Source organism: Rhizobium ecuadorense, from assembly GCF_001187535.1.
GTDB lineage: Bacteria > Pseudomonadota > Alphaproteobacteria > Rhizobiales > Rhizobiaceae > Rhizobium > Rhizobium ecuadorense.
Genome location: NZ_LFIO01000020.1, coordinates 72,268 through 89,284 on the forward strand (window position 1 = coordinate 72,268; position 17,017 = coordinate 89,284).

The window sequence follows — 17,017 nt, forward strand, 5'->3', positions numbered from 1 at the left end:
GCGCCTTGCTGAAATTGACAGTTTCTAACCATGGTGCTTACCGCAGATTGCGCGATGGGATGCGAATCCTAGCGAAACAAAACGAAACGAGGCTTGCAGGCTATTGTTTTACAGCGGAAAGTTTTTATCAGCGAGTGAAAGGAGAGGGCAGGCCCGCGCTGCTACCGGGCGCGAGGAAAACATGGCTTCCTTGCCGCACTCGCGCTTCAGCCTTCCGGCGACAGAAAGCGCTTCAAGCTCCAGCCTGCGAGCAAGATGTAAGGGGGCATCGCGAGGGAATAGTGACCGCAGTTCAGCTCTAGGACGCTTGGCCTGGCCCCGGCTTCGTGTAGTTTTTCGATGAAGCGTCTCGATAGTTCGGGTAGCACCACCTTGTCTCGGGTCGCGATCACCAGGTGAAGCGCGAGGTCTGGCCTCGCCAGATTAGGAGCGTAGCTCTCTAAATTCAGCAGGCCCCATGCCTTACGAAGATCGCTGATCTCGATCGCAGGCTCCAGGCTATCACGTATCGCCCGGGTCGCACGGCCTGTCCAGACCATGTCAGCGAGGCTACCAGCCGTCAAAAACAGGGACGCCTTCGTTACTGCCGGTTCATGTGCAGCGATCAGTCCGGCAACCCAGGAGCCAAGGCTCATGCCGAGAACCGAGATCTCTTCATAGCCTTCCCCTCTCAGCCAGCGGATGAGCTTTCGCCCGTCCAATACAGCCTGCCTTACAGACTGAATCGTTCGACCGAGATTCGGGCTCAGCATGTCCTCGGCATAGAGCGAGCCGGGCCGGCTGCGTTCAAAGTGATAAGGCATAGCGATCTCGAGAACCGTAACGCCACGCTGTGAGAAAAACTTGGAAATCTGGCGATTTCGGCGGCCCGCATTCCAGTGGTGAAAGATCACCAGTGCCTGATCAAGCGAGCCGCTTTCGGTTACCTTCGCCCAAACCAAGTTGTTCTCTTCGACCTCGGTAGAAAGGTCTGAAGGAAATCTCAGCCACCCCTCTCGCATCACAAAGTCATGATCGCTCTCGCTGGGCTCGTCGTAGAAGCTTGAATCAGTCAAGGCGCGGTCGGCAAGGGTACAAAACTCCTGTACAGTTCCCGCCCTCTTCTCAGCCGGGAACGCGAGGGAGCTGTCGAGGACGAAAGCTGTTGCTTTTTTCGCTTCCTCACCACGTCGCGCTCGCTGCTCGTCCCAACGATCAAGCCATTTATGATACACTCTGTTTGCTCTCCACTTCGATTTCCCGCCGTTGCCCAAACTCCGGATCAAAGAGACCGTACACTGCGAGCAAAACGCCAGCGCCGAGGAGGATCGAAAAGCCGTCGAAGGCGTCGATCAACACATAGCTGGCAAAGAGCAGACCCACGACCGCTGACATCTTCCACAAAGTTTCACGGACCTGCTTTCCGTTCGCCAAGCGAAAGGAGCCATAAACAAAAACGACACAAGCCGAAATGGCGACGAGCAAACTGCTGTAATGGGTCGGCATTCGATAGCCCAAGCTATTGCTGCCGTCGGGGAGGCCATAGATAGCCGAAAACATGTCGTGGATTATCCAGGTCACGACGTCTTGTCCATTCGAGCTCAAGTACGCACTTTGGAGTTTCATGCATACGGCCACGAGAACACCGAGGACGGTGCAGCGGAAGATCCCCCGCATTACCCTCAGGCAGATTTCGCCTGTCTCGCGCCGATGCTCCACCTCTGGCGGCGTCCTCGGACCCCCTCCGAGTCTCCAAAGATCATGGACGATTGTGTGCAGCAAGATAAGGCCGGCAAGGAAAAGATAAAAGCAAACACTCATGTAGAGGTAGGCGAGCGCGGTGAAGACGATCTCCGCTGACACCGATATGAGATGAGGTTGCACAATCGCTATCGTGCCCCAGCTGATGGCGTAATCGCCATTCCCCTCTAGCAGGGGGACGAGACACACGCCCATCCATTGAAGAAGACCAGCTACTAAGACGCAGACCAGGAAGACTGCCCAATAGGAATATGAGTAAGCGCGAACATTGCTCGTCCAGTCGTTGGTGCTTTTTGAGCTGTCGGCTTGTGCTACCAGTCGTAAGCGCGCGTTCTGTTTCCAGAAGGCCAGCATCTCAATTACGACCGCGAAAAATAGCGGGAAGAGCACCATGAAGAGAAGCGTCCAGTTAGGTGCCCATAGAAAACCGACTTCCTTAACGACACCATCTGGCCGCCTATACGTCACGTTGTCGATCCCAACCATGTACGACAAAAACCCGAGGGCGGAAGCACCGGCGAATATCGATGCCGGGAGATTCAACGGGGATCCATGACTGAAAAGCGCTTCCGATCTTTCCGCTAAGCTGAAGCGTTGTCTTTTTCGGGGAACTTCGCTGTCTTGTGTGACACCGCCTGCAGGTTGCGCCTCATCAACGGTGAGAGACGGCGGCGCCTCTGGCACGAGCGATGCCGTGCTTCTTACTGAATTTTTCGAATCTCGCCTTTTTGAGGTTAACCGTGATTGAGCCGCGCTGAGCTCCATCAGCCATTCGCTGGTCGCCTCCGGATCATCGCATCCAAAGATCCGTGCCAGCCACCGGATGTTGGAAGAGCTAATCCCTTTATCATTTTCTTGAAACCAGAGCTGAACTGTGCGCAAGTCAACCCCCAGCCGGTTGGCATCGATCTGTGATATCGCCTCAGCTAACAACTCGGGCGTCCATGGGCCTTGCGGAAACCCGTCGCGACCCAAAGGCCGGCCTGCTCCGACGGCGGCTAGCTGCTTGAACAGTTCTTTGAAATCGCGCCCGTCCTTCAGAGGGGTGACAAAAATCTTCCCGTTCTTTTCCAATGGCTCAGATGCTCAAATTCGGTTTCGCTTTATTTGGCCGCGAGGTCACATACCGCCGGGATTTTGGGCGCAGCATCGTGATAGGACGCGGGCTATCTATAGGGCAACTACCGCAGGTATATAGTTCTACGAGATAAGGAGAAAGCACAACGAGCGGTGGCCGTGTGCTCGTCCGTTCAAATTTTTGTGATTTCTAGGGAAAAACAAAGGAATGGCGTTGCGACAGAGGCGCGACTCCCTCGACTGTCGACGTGAGACGGCAAGCTATAGTTGCGAAAATCGCATAAGCATATTTATGGAACATCCTGACCAAGGCCATCTCACCATCGGCTACGGGGCGAACTAATTACGCGAACGCTATCCCTTTTTTCGCGATCTCGGGAGCACCGGCCTGCGTTCTTAGTTATAGGGCATCGTTCGCAGCCGAATAGCAGGCGCGACTATCCTTCGCGTCGATCTGGTTGCCGGCCTTGACCAGCGCATCCGAGCGTGACGTCGCTTTCGGCAGGCAGCGCAGTTTCGATCTCATCGCTTCGATTAAAAGGCAGCACACGCCCGGGCCTTCACGGCTTGGCCGGTCGCGACCAAGATGCGGAAAATAGCCCCGGCATCGGCGCGGAATTCGGAGTGATCTTGCCCGACACTCCGGAGGGAGCACTCGCGGCTGCCGAGCGAATGAGGCGAAAATATAGGCAATTACGTTCACTCTCCGCAGCACACCCTGTCACGTCGGAAGGTGTCGGCGTTTCCGTCGCGAAATCGCACTTCACCTCGAGCGAGCAGACGTCGGGCTATACGAGACCAAACACGACGGTCGCAATCCGCGACCGCCTTGGTTCCACTGAAGTGGCAGCCTAGCGAATCGACTGCCGTGTTGGAGCGAGGCTTGATGACCTGGGTGTCTCGCTAGGACTCAACGACGCGAGACTGGCATCCATCGCCTCCCATACAGGATCAATCATTCACATACTTGCGCCAATTGTGTTCCTCTTTGAAGCCGAGCAGCTCCCGGATCTTCCGGTTCGACAGCAGGCCCTCGTTTTCGCCCACCGGCCGCCTGAGAGGGACATTTGGGAAGAAGCGAGCAAGGAGCTCCGAATTGGGCTGAGGGACTGAATTGGAATCGTTGCTGGCGTTGAAGACCTGATAGCCAAGCCCGTCTTTGCGCAGGCAAAGGTCAACGATCTGCCCTAGGTCACGGGCATCCACGTAAGAAAACGTCAGCCTCCGCCGGGCTCCTGGGTTTTCCGCGAAACCAGGGAATCGGGCATAATCCGAAGGCTCCATCACGTTCCCGATCCGCAAGGCGTAGACGTCAGCTCCTGTTCTTCTTTGGAACCCCTCCGCAGTGACCTCGTTCACGCGCTTTGAAAGCCCGTAGGCATCGACCGGATCGATCGGATAATCCTCCTCGAGCGGGAGCCATTTCGGATCCACGATGCCGTCAGTCAGGCAAATGCCATAGGTCGTCTCGGAGGATGCGATAATGACCTTTGGCACCTTCATCTTGGCCGCCACTTCCAGCACGTTGAAGGTGGACATGACGTTTACCCGAAAAGTCTCGGCGTCAACCGGTATATGTCCTGCGGGTACCGACGCCGCAAAGTGAACGATCGCGTCAAAGCCACGATGACCGATGCCGTCGTCGATTTCGTGGTCGTCGGCATATGTCTGCATGACCGAGAAAACCTGACCCAGATCCGTCAGGTCGACCAGCATGTCGCGAACCTTGGGATGGCGCAGTGGGGCCCGATCAACGTTCACCACCTTGTGCCCCGCCCCCGCAAGGTAATCCACCACGTGTGGGCCCGCCTTGCCGCTACCCCCCGTAAATAAAATCCGCATATCAACGTCCTCCATCAAGACTTTCATTGGCATTTGATCGCGAGGCATGCCGCCGTGGCGGGTGCGCGATACTCTTGATAATTGGGCACAGCCAAGCAGTTCCGACCGACGCCAGCGAAAAGGCATGCAGAAAGCGGTCTGCCGCGCTCTGCATGCCTTCAAACTTCGACTGGGAAAATAGGAAGTGCGAGGCAGGTCGCAATTGGCTACCAGCGCGGGCAGTCCTTCACATTGTCTTTGGTCAGCGGGAAGAGCTTATATGCGATGTATTGGCCCTTCTTGGCCTCCGCCGGATTGCTCACAGCCTTGAAAAGTGCGTCGAACGACAGTTCGCCGATCAGTTTCGGCTGCGTGCACACCGAGGCATCCATTTCGCCGGCTGTCAGGGAGTTGTCCCCGAGGTCGGAACCGCCGCCCGTGGCGATAAGAAGAGCTTTCGAATTGGAGGCTTCAATAGCCTTCGCGCAACCGATCGCCATGTCGTCAGCATGACTGAAGAACATGTCCAAGTCCGGATTTGCTGTCAACGCATTCTGGCAGATCCGTTCGCCCGATGAAGGAGTCCAGTCAGATGGTTGAGACGAAACAATCTTGAACTTGATCCCAGCCTCGTTCAGCGCTGCTTCGAATCCCTGCTGCCGTTGTTTTACGACGGAGAACCCCGGCGCTCCTTCGACTACTGCGATCTGCGCTTCCCTGTCTTTGGGTAACACGGCCGCAGCGTAGACGCCAGCAACATGCCCGGCGTCGATATCGTTTGTGGTCACAAGCGCTGTGAGGTTTGGATAGACGTAGTCGACCGGATTTGTATTGGGGTCGCCAACCGGAACAGCAGAGGCCACGATGGGAATGCCCGCGTCGGCGACCTTGTCGACAAGGGTCTGGACCGTGACTGAGTCGTTCGGCATGAACGCGATGCCATCGACCTTCTGCAGAAGGAGATCGTCGAACTGGTTCGCCTGCGTTTCCATGCTCATCTTCGGATCGAGCAGAATAACCTTGACGCCGTTGGCCTCCGCCCTTTCCTTGAAGCCGTTCACAAGCACGACGTCATACGGGTAGGCCATCGTATTCGGTATCAGCCCGAATACGAGGTCCTTCGCCGACACCACGTTCGCCATCAGCAAAGCCGTAGAAAGGCCTCCCAACAGCATACTTCCAATCTTGAGGTTCATTTCCGGTAATCCTCCCTGATACGGCCCCCCTGGTTCACCGATTTCACGGCGACCTATGGTCGGACGTCGTTTTGAAACTTAGCGCGAATGAGTTGATCATTCCGATGCTGGGATCACTCCCTTGATCCAAGCGCACAGAAACACCGCCCTATGTACTTGCTCGACCGCTATTCAGCTCTCTCGGTTTCTGAGTGCGGCTAAGAGCGGTTAAGACAGGAAACAGCGTAGCACGTAGAACTCATCGGAAAAGTAGCGCTCACCGCAAACGTCTTTAGCGAAATACGCAAAGGTCAGCCGCGCGGGGACTATATAAAACACAAGATCAGATGTGAGTTCATGGCCAACCGCGACCTGCGGACTTCGAGACGCTAACCGTACGCCGGATTTGCGCGAGGAGTTTCTGGCGGAAGACTTCGGCGGGTGTTTTGTAGCCGAGGCATTTGCGTGGTGTCGCGTTCAGATGATTGCAGATCTCGGTGAGATCGCGGTCGCTGAGGCACAGAGGATCCACCTTTCTCGAAACCCATTTACCGTCTGTTGGTGTTTTCGACGGTGTCTTTCTGCCATGGAGATTGTGGATCGCAGAACCATGCTTGCGCTGCGATGCTCGCAAGGTGATTGAGCGGCGGGCGAGGTGGGGCACAGACTGGAGGACCTGGATCAGCCAGTCCATGACGGGTCTCGACTGCCGGTCATTGTTGCGCAGGAAGACGGCGAAGCGACTGACGCGTTCGACCAACATTGGCCTTTCCTAACTTCTTGCGAAACTGGATGATATCGCCTTCCCAAAGCCCGAACTGTTTCCGCTCGGCAACGGCGTCTGGCCGGTAGAGAATGTTGACATCCGGGGTAAAACGCCTGCCATGGCGGCGCCTGGCGTGCCGTGGTCGGCGTCTGGCACGGTGCTCCGGCAGATGTCGCCGCAGCTTGATCGCATGACCGTCCGAACTTGTAGATCGTCTCATGGCTGACGCAGATCGGATGGCGCTCAAGCTGCAATCGGCCGGCGATCTGTTGCGGCGATCAGCCATGCATGATGCGCTCGATCACCGATTGGCGCAGATACGAGAACCGGGCAATTTTGCGCGGCCTGGCACGTCGTTCTCGCGCCATACATTGGCCATTGCGCAATAATAACCGTCGAGGTCCGGCATCTCACCATCCTCGAACGCATTGCGGCGCAGCTCACGGAAAGCAGCTCACGAAAAAGGGTCGAACGATGTCGGTGCAGTTTCTCGGCTATGACGTCAACGCTGATTCCAACCGTACGCCAGCGCGCGATCTTGCGGCGTTCATCCAGATTAATCTGGGATTAGGTGCGCTTCATGTCTCATTCCTTGCAAGGGTAAACGTTGCTATCTATTGCAAGTCGCACTTTATCCTCGAACCCACCCCGGCTACATGTTGTCGTCACATAGCTAATGGAACTAGCTGTGTTTAGGACGTGATTTCGATCCCCAGCGCCATGGTGATCTTCGGCTGGCGATAGACAAATAATTGATTCCGGAGCGCTAAAGCCGTAGCAGGACCTTGGTTGCCCGTCGCTCGTCCATTGCCCGATATCCTACCGCGACGTCGGCCAGTGGAACTTCCAGATCAAAAACTTTGCCGGGATTGATGGTACGCTTCAGCACCAAATCAATGAGATCTGGCAAAAACCGACGGACAGGTGCTGGCCCTCCCAGCAAATTTTTCTGCGCAAAAAAGAGAGTTTGTCCATCAAGCTGGACGCCATGCGGTACACCGACGAAGCCGATTGAACCGCCCGGTCGCGCAGAGCTGATCGCTTGCGTCATGGCCTCCTGTGTACCCACGCACTCCAATACGGAATCCGCGCCCACTCCACCAGTGAGTTCTCGAATGCGGGCTACCCCCTCGTCGCCGCGTTCGGAAACAATGTCCGTCGCACCGAATTCGAGCGCAAGATCCTGCCTGGTCTTGTGGCGGCTCATAGCAATGATGCGTTCCGCACCCATTAGCTTGGCGGCCAAGACGCCCATCAACCCCACCGCGCCATCGCCTACGACGGCTACAACTGATCCGGGACCGACGCGAGCTGCATCTGCTGCGTACCATCCGGTACCGAGTACGTCGGATGTCGCCAGCAAGCTTGGAATAAGGTCGTCAGGAGGTACTTCGGCCGTGGCGACCAAGGTACCGTCGGCGAGGGGAACGCGCGCATATGGCGCCTGAGCTGCAGACATGAATTCGCGCTGCTCGCAGGACGATTGAAACCCGAATTGGCAGTGTGGGCAGGTGTTGTCCGAAATGCAGAAGGATCCGACCACAAACTGGCCAGGACGCAGTGTTCTGACGGCGCTCCCGACTTCAACCACTATGCCGCAATACTCGTGCCCCATATGCATCGGGCCTGAAACGTCTTGCAAGCCGCGATAGGGCCAAAGGTCTGAGCCGCAGATGCATGAGGCAGACAGCTTGATAATGGCATCGGTTGGAAGCTGAATTTTGGGTTCTGCTACCTCCTCACAACGAATTTCTCCGGGAGCGCGAAGCACGGTACCAAGCATAATATCCTCCTCCAGCTGCCATCGTGAGCCAAGCGGAAAGTTCCGCGACGCCATCACCGTGCAGCGCATTGTCACGCCATAAGCATTGAATCGGAACCATATCGTCCACTGCTATGGTTGATTAGAGCAAATGATTTCATCACAGTTATCGACTTGGCTCATGAATACAATCATATCGACTGTCTTCAGTCAGGCCGACCTCAACGCGGCTGGATGTGCCAGGCCGTCAAACCGGCAGATAGGATGGCCGCGCTGTGGGGTCATACCTGCTGTTATCCCGCTTGCGGAGGCACCCCGAATGCGAACTGACTGCACGTACGGAGTTGGCGTTAAAGCCGACCCGCAGAATCATACAGTACCAACATTGGCGATCTGGACGCCGGACAGGACCGTTGTAGGTGGCGATTTAACGTTGCGTCATCCTGCCATCCGCTAATAGCCCCAACGCGCCGCGGCTAGAAAGCCGAGCAACCAGAAAAGCCGTAAAAGGGCTTCAAGATGACGTCGGGCAAGGGTTTGAGCAGTCGATTTGAAGAGGGGTATAACATCGAGTTTGCCGGCCTGTTCTGAGCGACTTCACCGAAAGATCGTGACATGCCATATGGATGGCAAAGCCATGGGCAGGCAGAGGGTGAGGCATTTCACGGCGGCTTCCGCGACGCTTAATTCTCTGAGGCGCGCTCAGGTGGTAGGCGAGCCTAAGTCGAAAAGTTGCTGATCGATTAAAGGAAATAAAATGAAGACCTATTCGATTGCTCTTATTCCCGGCGACGGTATTGGTGTGGCGGTCACGGATGCTGCCTGGCAGGTGCTGGAGCTCGCAGCCCGGCGGGCGAAGTTCACGCTTAAGGCAACGACCTACCCTTGGTCTTGCAACTTTTACAGGGAAACCGGTGCGATGATGCCCGCCGGTGGAATTGAGACCCTTCGGGGCCACGACGCTATTTTGTTGGGGGCCGTCGGTTGGCCAGCAGAAGTGCCCGATTCCGTTTCGCTGCACGGGCTATTGCTGCCGATACGCAAGGCCTTCGTCCAATACGCCAATATTCGACCTCACCGGCTTCTGCCAGGCGTCGAGGGCCCCCTGAGGTCAGGCGGTTTCGATATTCTTTGTATCCGCGAAAATACTGAGGGGGAATATTCCGGTGCCGGCGGTCGTGTGCATGTAGGCACTCAGGACGAAGTGGCTGTGGAGACATCGATTTTCACCCGAAAGGGTGTTGAACGCATTTTGCGTTTCGGCTTCCAACAGGCCCGCCTGCGCCGCAAAAAGCTGGCATCGGTGACAAAATCAAATGCGCAAAAATACTCGATGGTCTTTTGGGACGAGATTACCGAGAAGCTGGCGGCCGAATATCCCGATGTCGAGGTTAACAATTATCATATTGATGCCATGGCGGCGCGCATGGTTATGGCGCCTGAAAGTCTTGACGTCGTTGTTGCATCGAACCTCTTCGGCGACATTCTGACGGACCTTGGGGCCGCTATCCAGGGCGGCCTGGGGTATGCGGCATCTGCCAACATCAACCCCGATCATAGTTCGCCTTCCATGTTTGAACCGGTTCATGGTTCAGCGCCCGATATCGCTCATCTTGGGATCGCCAATCCTATCGCGGCTATTTGGTCGGCCGCAATGATGCTTGATCATCTGGGCGAAGCAACAGCTGCGGCTGAGATCATCGGCGCCATTGAGACGGCGACCTTACGCGGTATTGGCACCAAGCCAGGCAACGACAAGACGGATGAAATCACAGCTGCCGTACTTACGGCTCTTGCCTGATTGAATAGGATTATCAAGATGCAATCTCTCAAAGACCCAACTCTATTCCGGCAACAATGCCTGATTGACGGCGTGTGGTGTGATGCTGCGTCTGCTGCGTCTGTGCCGGTGACGAATCCGGCCACACAGGAAGTCATCGGCCATGTACCGGACATCAGTGGTGACGAAACGCGCCGGGCTATTGCGGCCGCGCAGACAGCCCTGGCGCGCTGGAAAGCAAAAACTCATGCGGAACGTGCCCTACTCCTGGAGGCTTGGCATCGCCTGATGCTCGAACACGAGCAGGATCTCGCGATGATGCTTACAATCGAGCAGGGAAAGCCTTTGGCGGAAGCACGTGGCGAGATCCGCTACGGCGCTTCCTTCGTCAAGTGGTTCGCCGAAGAGGCACGCCGGATCGGCGGAAACATGATCCCGTCCCCGACGCCGGGTAGCCGCATTATCGTCCTCAAAGAAGCGGTGGGCGTCTGTGCCATTATCACACCGTGGAACTTTCCGAATGCCATGATCACACGCAAGGTTGCCCCCGCACTGGCCGCTGGCTGCACCGTGGTCGTCAAGCCCTCCGAATTCACCCCGTTTTCTGCTTTGGCGCTCGGCGTTCTGGCCGAACGTGCAGGCATCCCGGCAGGCGTGATCAACATCATCACGGGCATGCCGGCTGACATTGGCAAGGAACTGATGGCGAATGAAACCGTTCGCAAGATATCGTTTACCGGCTCCACGCGCGTTGGTTCTGTGCTGATGCGCGGCGCGTCAGACAGTATCAAGCGGTTGAGCCTTGAACTTGGCGGCAATGCGCCGTTTATCGTGTTTGATGATGCAGATCTCGATCTCGCCGTCGAAGGCGCGATCACGTCAAAGTTCCGCAATGGAGGCCAGACGTGTGTGTGTTCAAACCGCATTCTCGTCCAGGCAGGGGTCTATGACGAGTTTGCCGAGAAGCTCTGCGCACGGGTGTCTGTCATGAAGGTAGGTCCAGGCGCCGGCTCGCCTGTTGATATCGGACCGATGATCAATTCCGCAGCCATCGACAAGATCAACCGGCATCTTGAGGACGCACTTTCGAAGGGCGCTCGTATCCTGTCCGATCGTCCTCCGATGCCTAAGGGCGCGCAGTTTGCCGTACCTATGGTCTTGGGAGGCGCTACGACAGATATGCTGCTGGCAAGTGAAGAGACCTTCGGGCCGGTGGCACCGCTGTTCCGTTTTGAGACGGAGGAGGAAGCAATCGCTATTGCCAATGCCACGCCTTTTGGCCTTGCCTCCTATTTCTATACCGAGAGCTTGAGGCGCTCCTGGCGTGTCGCCGAAGCGCTTGAGTTTGGTATGGTTGGTCTTAACACGGGCTCTGTCTCGACCGAAGTCGCGCCCTTTGGAGGAGTCAAGCAATCTGGCTTAGGGCGCGAAGGGTCTCAAAGTGGTATCGACGAATATCTAGAAATGAAGAGTTTCCACATCGGCGGCCTCGGCTGAAGCGCAAGGGAAAGGACGAGCCGTCCAAATTTGATGGCTGTGCGCTTTGCGCCCGCCATGGGGCTGCACGCATTCATGAGCAGGGCTCATTACAGCATGCCAATTTAATACGGTAATCGGGATGCTAGTTTTGGGATACGTTAAGAGTAACGGACGCCATCCTACGCATCAGGAGAGATTACGATCAGACATCGCTTTCCAATTGCAGGCGTCCTCCGAGCGTTTGCCCGTGCTGATGACCAGTGAGTGTGATGGCCAATAAGCATTTATCTGCCAGTTTGCCGGACGCGACAGCAACCGCGCTCAGCCGGGCGGAACGCACGGGCTTCAAGATTGCTGTGATCGGTCGAACAGCGGCAGTCATGATGATCGCTGTCGCCTATCTTTTGAGTTTTTATTTTCCTATCAATATTGCGATCTTCGCGATAACGGGAACAATAGCTGTCGCTGGCCTCACCCCTCTGGCTGCCATCGGCACGCGGTTTGAAAAACCAGCGCGCTTTGCGCTGTTTGCATTTGATGCTTCAGCAGTAACGATATTGCTGGCATTCGTGCCTTTGAGCAGTGGCGGAAATATTCCCCAGAACCTGGTTTTCCTCACAAGCTCGGTCCAGCACTATTACCTGGTGGTTGCCGCGGCAATCTTGACGCTTTCTCCACCGCTGGTCCTGTGGACCGGAGCGTGGGCTGCTGGCGGCCTGCTCTTTGCAACATGGTGGATCATGTCTGGCATGGAGCATATTGTGAGCTACAATGACCTGCCAATCTCGCCGCCCAGAGACGTTTACATCCAGACGGTTCTGAATCCGAACTTTCTTGGCATCGCTTCCCGTGTGCAAGAGGCTTTGATCGTCTCTCTAGTGACCGCGATTGCCGCCTTGGCCGTATATCAGGCGCGGAAAGTCGTGCGGGACCAAGCCCAGGCCGAAGTGAGTGCGCGCCGCGTGCAAACATTGTTCGGGCGTTACGTCCCTGCCCCGGTTCTCCGAGAACTTATTGATGAGGGGCACCTTGCGCCTCAAACACGGCTGGCGACGCTGATGTTCGCGGACATCGAGGGTTTCACGAGCCTGTCGCAGGGAATGAAGCCGGCAAAGCTTGTTCAGATCCTCAACGAGTTCTTCACAGCCATTACAGATATCGTCGATGGTAACGGCGGTGTCGTCATCAATTATATCGGTGATGCAGTTCTGATATCTTTCAACGCCCCGCTTCCGATCGATGGCCACGCTGACCGGGCGCTGAAGGCGTCTCAAGAAATTCTGACGATGTCAGAAAGCCGGGTATTCGATGGAAGGACTATACGTGTTCGCATTGGTGTGGCGACGGGTTTCATCTCTGCCGGAACGGTTGGAACAGGTGAGCGCCAAACCTACACGGTCTACGGTGACGCCGTCAATTTGGCGCAGAGGCTCCAGGAGCTGAACAAGGAAATGCGGACAAATTGTCTTATCTGCGGAACTACCGTCACGAACGCGCGCGAGCATCAACCGCTCACAAGGTTGGGTGAGGTCAAGATCCGAAATCTTTCCGGGTTGATAGAGGTGTTTGCGCCGACTGCCGCCCCTTCCCCGGCGACAGTGGCAAGATTGAACGGGGCATCGACAAGCGGAGATCATGTCTAGCGGGCAGTTTGTTTACATTTACGGCGCGCCGGCCCCAATTACCCTCGGGGCTGCGGAACCCCGGAAGACGAAATGCGCGGAGTGTAGTCCACTGCCGGGCCTGATGTAGGGTAATTCAGGTTCGACGCATTATCAGAATTCAATCTGCAGGAGCCTAAATGACCGATATCGATGCAAAATTCTCTGGCCAGTTCCGCATCGGAGGCGAACTCCCGATTAACCGCCTTGGGTTCGGTGCGATGCGCATCACTGGACCTGGCGTCTGGGGCGAGCCCGAAAATCATCAGGAGGCCGTCGATGTGTTGCGACGCCTGCCCGAGCTTGGCGTGAACTTCATCGATACGGCGGACAGTTACGGTCCCTTTGTAAGCGAGGATCTTATTGCAGAGGCGCTTGCTCCGTATCAAGGATTGACAATCGCGACCAAGGGCGGCTTGGTGCGACCGGGCCTGACGGAGGGGCAATGGCCGCAGATTGGTGATCCCCATTATCTCGGGCAAGCCGTTCGTATGAGCCTGCGGCGCCTCAAAGTAGAGCAGATCGACTTGTGGCAACTCCATCGTATTGACCCCAAGGTGCCGGCGATTGAGCAGTTCGAGGCCATTCGTTCGTTCATCGATCAGGGGTTCATACGCTTTGCCGGACTTAGCCAGGTATCGGTTGCTGAAATTGAGGCAGCGCGAAAGATCTTTCCGGTCGCAACGGTCCAAAACCGTTACAATCTTGTCGACAGGGCGGACGAAGACGTGCTGGACTATTGTGAAGCCAAAGGCATCGGATTCATTCCGTGGTTTCCGCTAGCGGCAGGCGAATTGGCTAAGCCTGGCGGGATGATAGACACCCTGGCGCAGGCGAAGAACGCGACGCCCGGGCAGATTGCACTGGCCTGGATGCTCAAACGCAGCCCTGTCATGCTGCCTATCCCTGGCACCAGCCGCGTCGCTCATCTGGAGGAGAATGTGGCTGGCGCCGCAGTCACACTTTCAGACGATGAGTTCCGCCAGCTTGATCAACTTTCCTTACCTTCATGAAGTTAGCAGCGGCAGCCCGCAAACGCTGCCGCTGAAATGCCACAGTGGATGCATGGCGCTATGCGTCCGATACCGCCAGCAGCCTCTTGCTATGGAAAGGTCAGTTGCCGTTGCTCAATGCGCATTCTCGGCTTCGAGGCACGTTTTAGCGATTTTTGCCGAAGACATTGCCGCCGGCCAACCGATATAGAAAGCCAGATGGGTGATGACTTCCGAAATCTCAGCCTGTGTCACGCCCATCATCTTCGCTCTTGCGAAGCGTCGAGGAACTCAATCGTCATGGGAGCTGGCTTGGCGCCATGGCTCAGTCAAACAATGATCAGGGTGCGGATCAGACGCCAAATGAGAGCGACCTGAAGACAGCCGCTTATCTCGGCCAACGCGTTTCCGAGATCACGCTGCGCTTCTTGTCTGGGTCACCCGGGAGCAACTGAACATTATAACGGTGTCGGAGAAATTCGTCCTTCGAATTCCTGACGGCCTTGATCTGGCCGGCCGGTGCGTCCCCATTGCTATGCCCTGGTATTACCACCTGGTCGCCGCTCTATCGTTGGAACGTCGGCAAGGGAAGCAAGGTCGCCGTCATAGGCCTGGTTGTCCCGGTCACATGGCTCTGGAAGGGGTGACAGTTTTCGTCGAGACGGTGGAGGCAGGTAGCTTCTCGCGTGCCGCTGAAGCGTTCTGCTGCAGCGATTGCGGATCGCCAGCGGACGACGGCCAGTGCCGAGCAGCCCGCGCCTGGATCCCAGACGTCCACCGTGGTTGCTCAGGAAGTCTCCACATCTCAGACCCAAATCGTCGTCACCGAATAATAACGGACATGTTCTGAAAGGCCGCTGTTACCCCGGGCGGTCCTCCATCTGCTGCCATTGCATTCCGGCCAGGCCGCTCGCTGCAGAGATACAAAATCCGACCGGTGCCCCTCAGGCGTCCTCTCCGACGATCAGATCTGGCTCTCGTTTTCGCCTCCGCGCACAAAAATATCGCTACCGGGACGGTGGCAGCAACTCACCGAACGAGCGAAGTTTCCGTGCCTGCCAAACCTGGATTGCTCTGGACTGACCGCAATTTGCGCCGGCACATTGATGAGTATTCTTCATAATCGCATGCAGGATTGAGCACCTAGTTCGCTATTCGCTCGCCTCTTATATCCTCTTGAAGGGATCGCACAGTAGGCGCTCGGCGCAATGTTGGCTCGTGAGCGCTTGTGCCGAAGCAGCGTTGTCCGCAAAAGGCGTGCCCCGCAAACTAAGATTCGTCGACGTCCTCCCGTCGCCAATGCCGCCCAGCGGCACGAGAATAACAAGGACTCAGCCTGATGCTGTTGGAACTAACTTCGAGAAGCGGTTCAGATGTGGACCGCTCTTCCTCCTGGGGTGGCGTGTTTGCCGTTTCGCTTGGTGCTTTTGCGCTCATCGCTTCGGAATTCATGCCAGTCAGCTTGCTGACGCCGATTGCAGCCGATCTCCAGATCACCGAAGGACAGGCGGGACAGGCGATCGCGGTATCGGGCGCTTTTGCCGTATTGACGAGCCTGTTTATCTCGGCAGTCGCGGGCGAGCTCGACCGAAAGCTGCTGTTGCTTTTGTTGACGGGCTTGATGATCATCTCGGGAACGGTCGTCGCCATCGCACCCAATTACGAGATCTTTATGATCGGGCGCGCGTTCATCGGTGTCTCTATCGGTGGATTTTGGTCGATGTCAGCTGCCACGGCAATTCGGCTCGTCCGTAGTGACCAGGTGCCCCGGGCCCTTGCGATTCTCAACGGCGGAAATGCACTCGCGACCGTGATCGCCGCGCCACTGGGGAGTTTCCTCGGAGGGCTCATCGGCTGGCGGGGCGCATTCTTCTTCGTTGTCCCGGTCGCAGCCGTTGTGTTTGTCTGGCAGTGGATGAGCCTGCCGCCGATGAAACCGACATCCCTGACAAGCGCGGCGGGTGTTTTTAAGCTGCTGAAGCGTCCAGTCGTGGCCTTGGGCATGGCGGCTGCCAGCATCTTCTTTATGGGTCAATTTGCCCTGTTTACCTACGTGCGGCCGTTCCTCGAAGTTGTACAGCATGTCGATGTCCCCACGTTGTCGCTTCTGCTGCTCGTCATGGGCATTACGGGCTTCATCGGGACTCTTCTGATCGGCTCATTTGTGAAGGATGGTCTTTATGGATCGCTTGTCGCCATCCCCGGTCTGATGGCGCTCATTGCCTTGGCACTCGTCCTGGCTGGTGGCAACCTGTCACTGACAGGTGTTCTTCTGGCACTCTGGGGTCTCTTTGCAACTGGCGCTCCTGTCGGTTGGTGGACCTGGATAGCGCGTACGATGCCGGATGAGGCCGAAGCCGGCGGCGGCCTCATGGTGGCCGTCGTTCAATTGGCAATCACCTCTGGCGCTGTCGTGGGGGGCATACTCTTCGATGCAAGCGGCTCAGGTGACTTTTGGCGTGAGCGCCGCCCTGCTGTTCATTGCCGCTCTTCTCACGGTTCTTACAGCTCGCAGCAGTCGTGCCGCACTCGCTCTACTTCGCGGAAGCTAGCCTTATCGAGGAAGTTAGCTCACTCACTCATCCTGCATTTCGGCATGGTGTGCTGGCTTTGCCGCGAATATCTTTTGCGCTGTGAGCAATGATAAACGCGGTCGAAGGGTATAATGTCGGTGCAGCCGGCTGCGCACCGATTTCAGCCACGCCTAGATTGCGGGAAGGCAGATGATGACGGCGGCGGCGTTGTCGCTAGAGGAAGCCGTTGC

At 56.6% G+C, this 17,017-nt stretch carries 11 protein-coding genes and 1 pseudogene; 5 read left to right on the forward strand and 7 right to left on the reverse strand.

What is annotated here, in order from left to right; genetic code table 11:
* Positions 1-206 precede the first annotated feature (206 nt).
* From AF337_RS00430 to AF337_RS00455, 6 genes and pseudogenes are all read right to left on the reverse strand, one after another.
* Positions 207-1,214: an alpha/beta fold hydrolase gene (locus AF337_RS00430; RefSeq protein ID WP_049730582.1), complete on the reverse strand. Its 1,008-nt coding sequence runs from the start codon at positions 1,212-1,214 to the stop codon at positions 207-209.
* A complete protein-coding gene (locus AF337_RS00435; protein ID WP_049730583.1) occupies positions 1,204-2,814 on the reverse strand; it encodes an RcgA family putative transporter in 1,611 nt (536 codons plus the stop codon). The genes AF337_RS00430 and AF337_RS00435 overlap by 11 nt, the downstream gene beginning before the upstream one ends.
* Positions 2,815-3,768: 954 nt before the next feature.
* Positions 3,769-4,674: an NAD-dependent epimerase/dehydratase family protein gene (locus AF337_RS00440; RefSeq protein WP_244471150.1), complete on the reverse strand. Its 906-nt coding sequence runs from the start codon at positions 4,672-4,674 to the stop codon at positions 3,769-3,771.
* A 191-nt stretch (positions 4,675-4,865) separates the two neighbouring features.
* Positions 4,866-5,834 carry a sugar ABC transporter substrate-binding protein gene (locus tag AF337_RS00445; protein WP_049730584.1) on the reverse strand — a complete coding sequence of 323 codons (969 nt, stop codon included), beginning with the start codon at positions 5,832-5,834 and terminating at the stop codon, positions 4,866-4,868.
* Positions 5,835-6,168: 334 nt separating this feature from the next.
* Positions 6,169-7,140 (reverse strand): annotated as a pseudogene (locus tag AF337_RS00450) (IS30 family transposase).
* Between the two features lie 205 nt (positions 7,141-7,345).
* Positions 7,346-8,362 (reverse strand): zinc-dependent alcohol dehydrogenase family protein, encoded by a 1,017-nt coding sequence (locus tag AF337_RS00455; RefSeq protein WP_049730585.1) that lies wholly within the window; start codon positions 8,360-8,362, stop codon positions 7,346-7,348.
* A gap of 736 nt (positions 8,363-9,098) precedes the next feature.
* Between AF337_RS00455 and AF337_RS00460 the strand changes: the two genes are divergently transcribed.
* From AF337_RS00460 to AF337_RS00475, 4 genes are all read left to right on the forward strand, one after another.
* Positions 9,099-10,142, forward strand: a complete 1,044-nt coding sequence (locus AF337_RS00460; protein ID WP_049730586.1) for a tartrate dehydrogenase — start codon at positions 9,099-9,101, stop codon at positions 10,140-10,142.
* Positions 10,143-10,160: 18 nt separating this feature from the next.
* The gene (locus tag AF337_RS00465) at positions 10,161-11,618 is read left to right on the forward strand and encodes an NAD-dependent succinate-semialdehyde dehydrogenase (protein ID WP_049730603.1); all 1,458 of its coding nucleotides are present in this window, start codon (positions 10,161-10,163) and stop codon (positions 11,616-11,618) included.
* 251 nt (positions 11,619-11,869) lie between these two features.
* Positions 11,870-13,243, forward strand: a complete 1,374-nt coding sequence (locus AF337_RS00470; RefSeq protein WP_049730587.1) for an adenylate/guanylate cyclase domain-containing protein — start codon at positions 11,870-11,872, stop codon at positions 13,241-13,243.
* Between the two features lie 158 nt (positions 13,244-13,401).
* Positions 13,402-14,274, forward strand: coding sequence for an aldo/keto reductase (locus tag AF337_RS00475; protein ID WP_049730588.1), 873 nt, complete (start codon positions 13,402-13,404; stop codon positions 14,272-14,274).
* Between the two features lie 114 nt (positions 14,275-14,388).
* Here AF337_RS00475 and AF337_RS45985 read toward each other — a convergent pair whose 3' ends face one another.
* Complete coding sequence (locus tag AF337_RS45985) at positions 14,389-14,517, reverse strand: carboxymuconolactone decarboxylase family protein (protein ID WP_082336720.1); 129 nt, start codon at positions 14,515-14,517, stop codon at positions 14,389-14,391.
* A 1,075-nt stretch (positions 14,518-15,592) separates the two neighbouring features.
* On the opposite strand from AF337_RS45985, the gene AF337_RS00480 reads away from it, so the two are divergent.
* Positions 15,593-16,897: an MFS transporter gene (locus tag AF337_RS00480; RefSeq protein WP_167347719.1), complete on the forward strand. Its 1,305-nt coding sequence runs from the start codon at positions 15,593-15,595 to the stop codon at positions 16,895-16,897.
* Positions 16,898-17,017 lie beyond the last annotated feature (120 nt).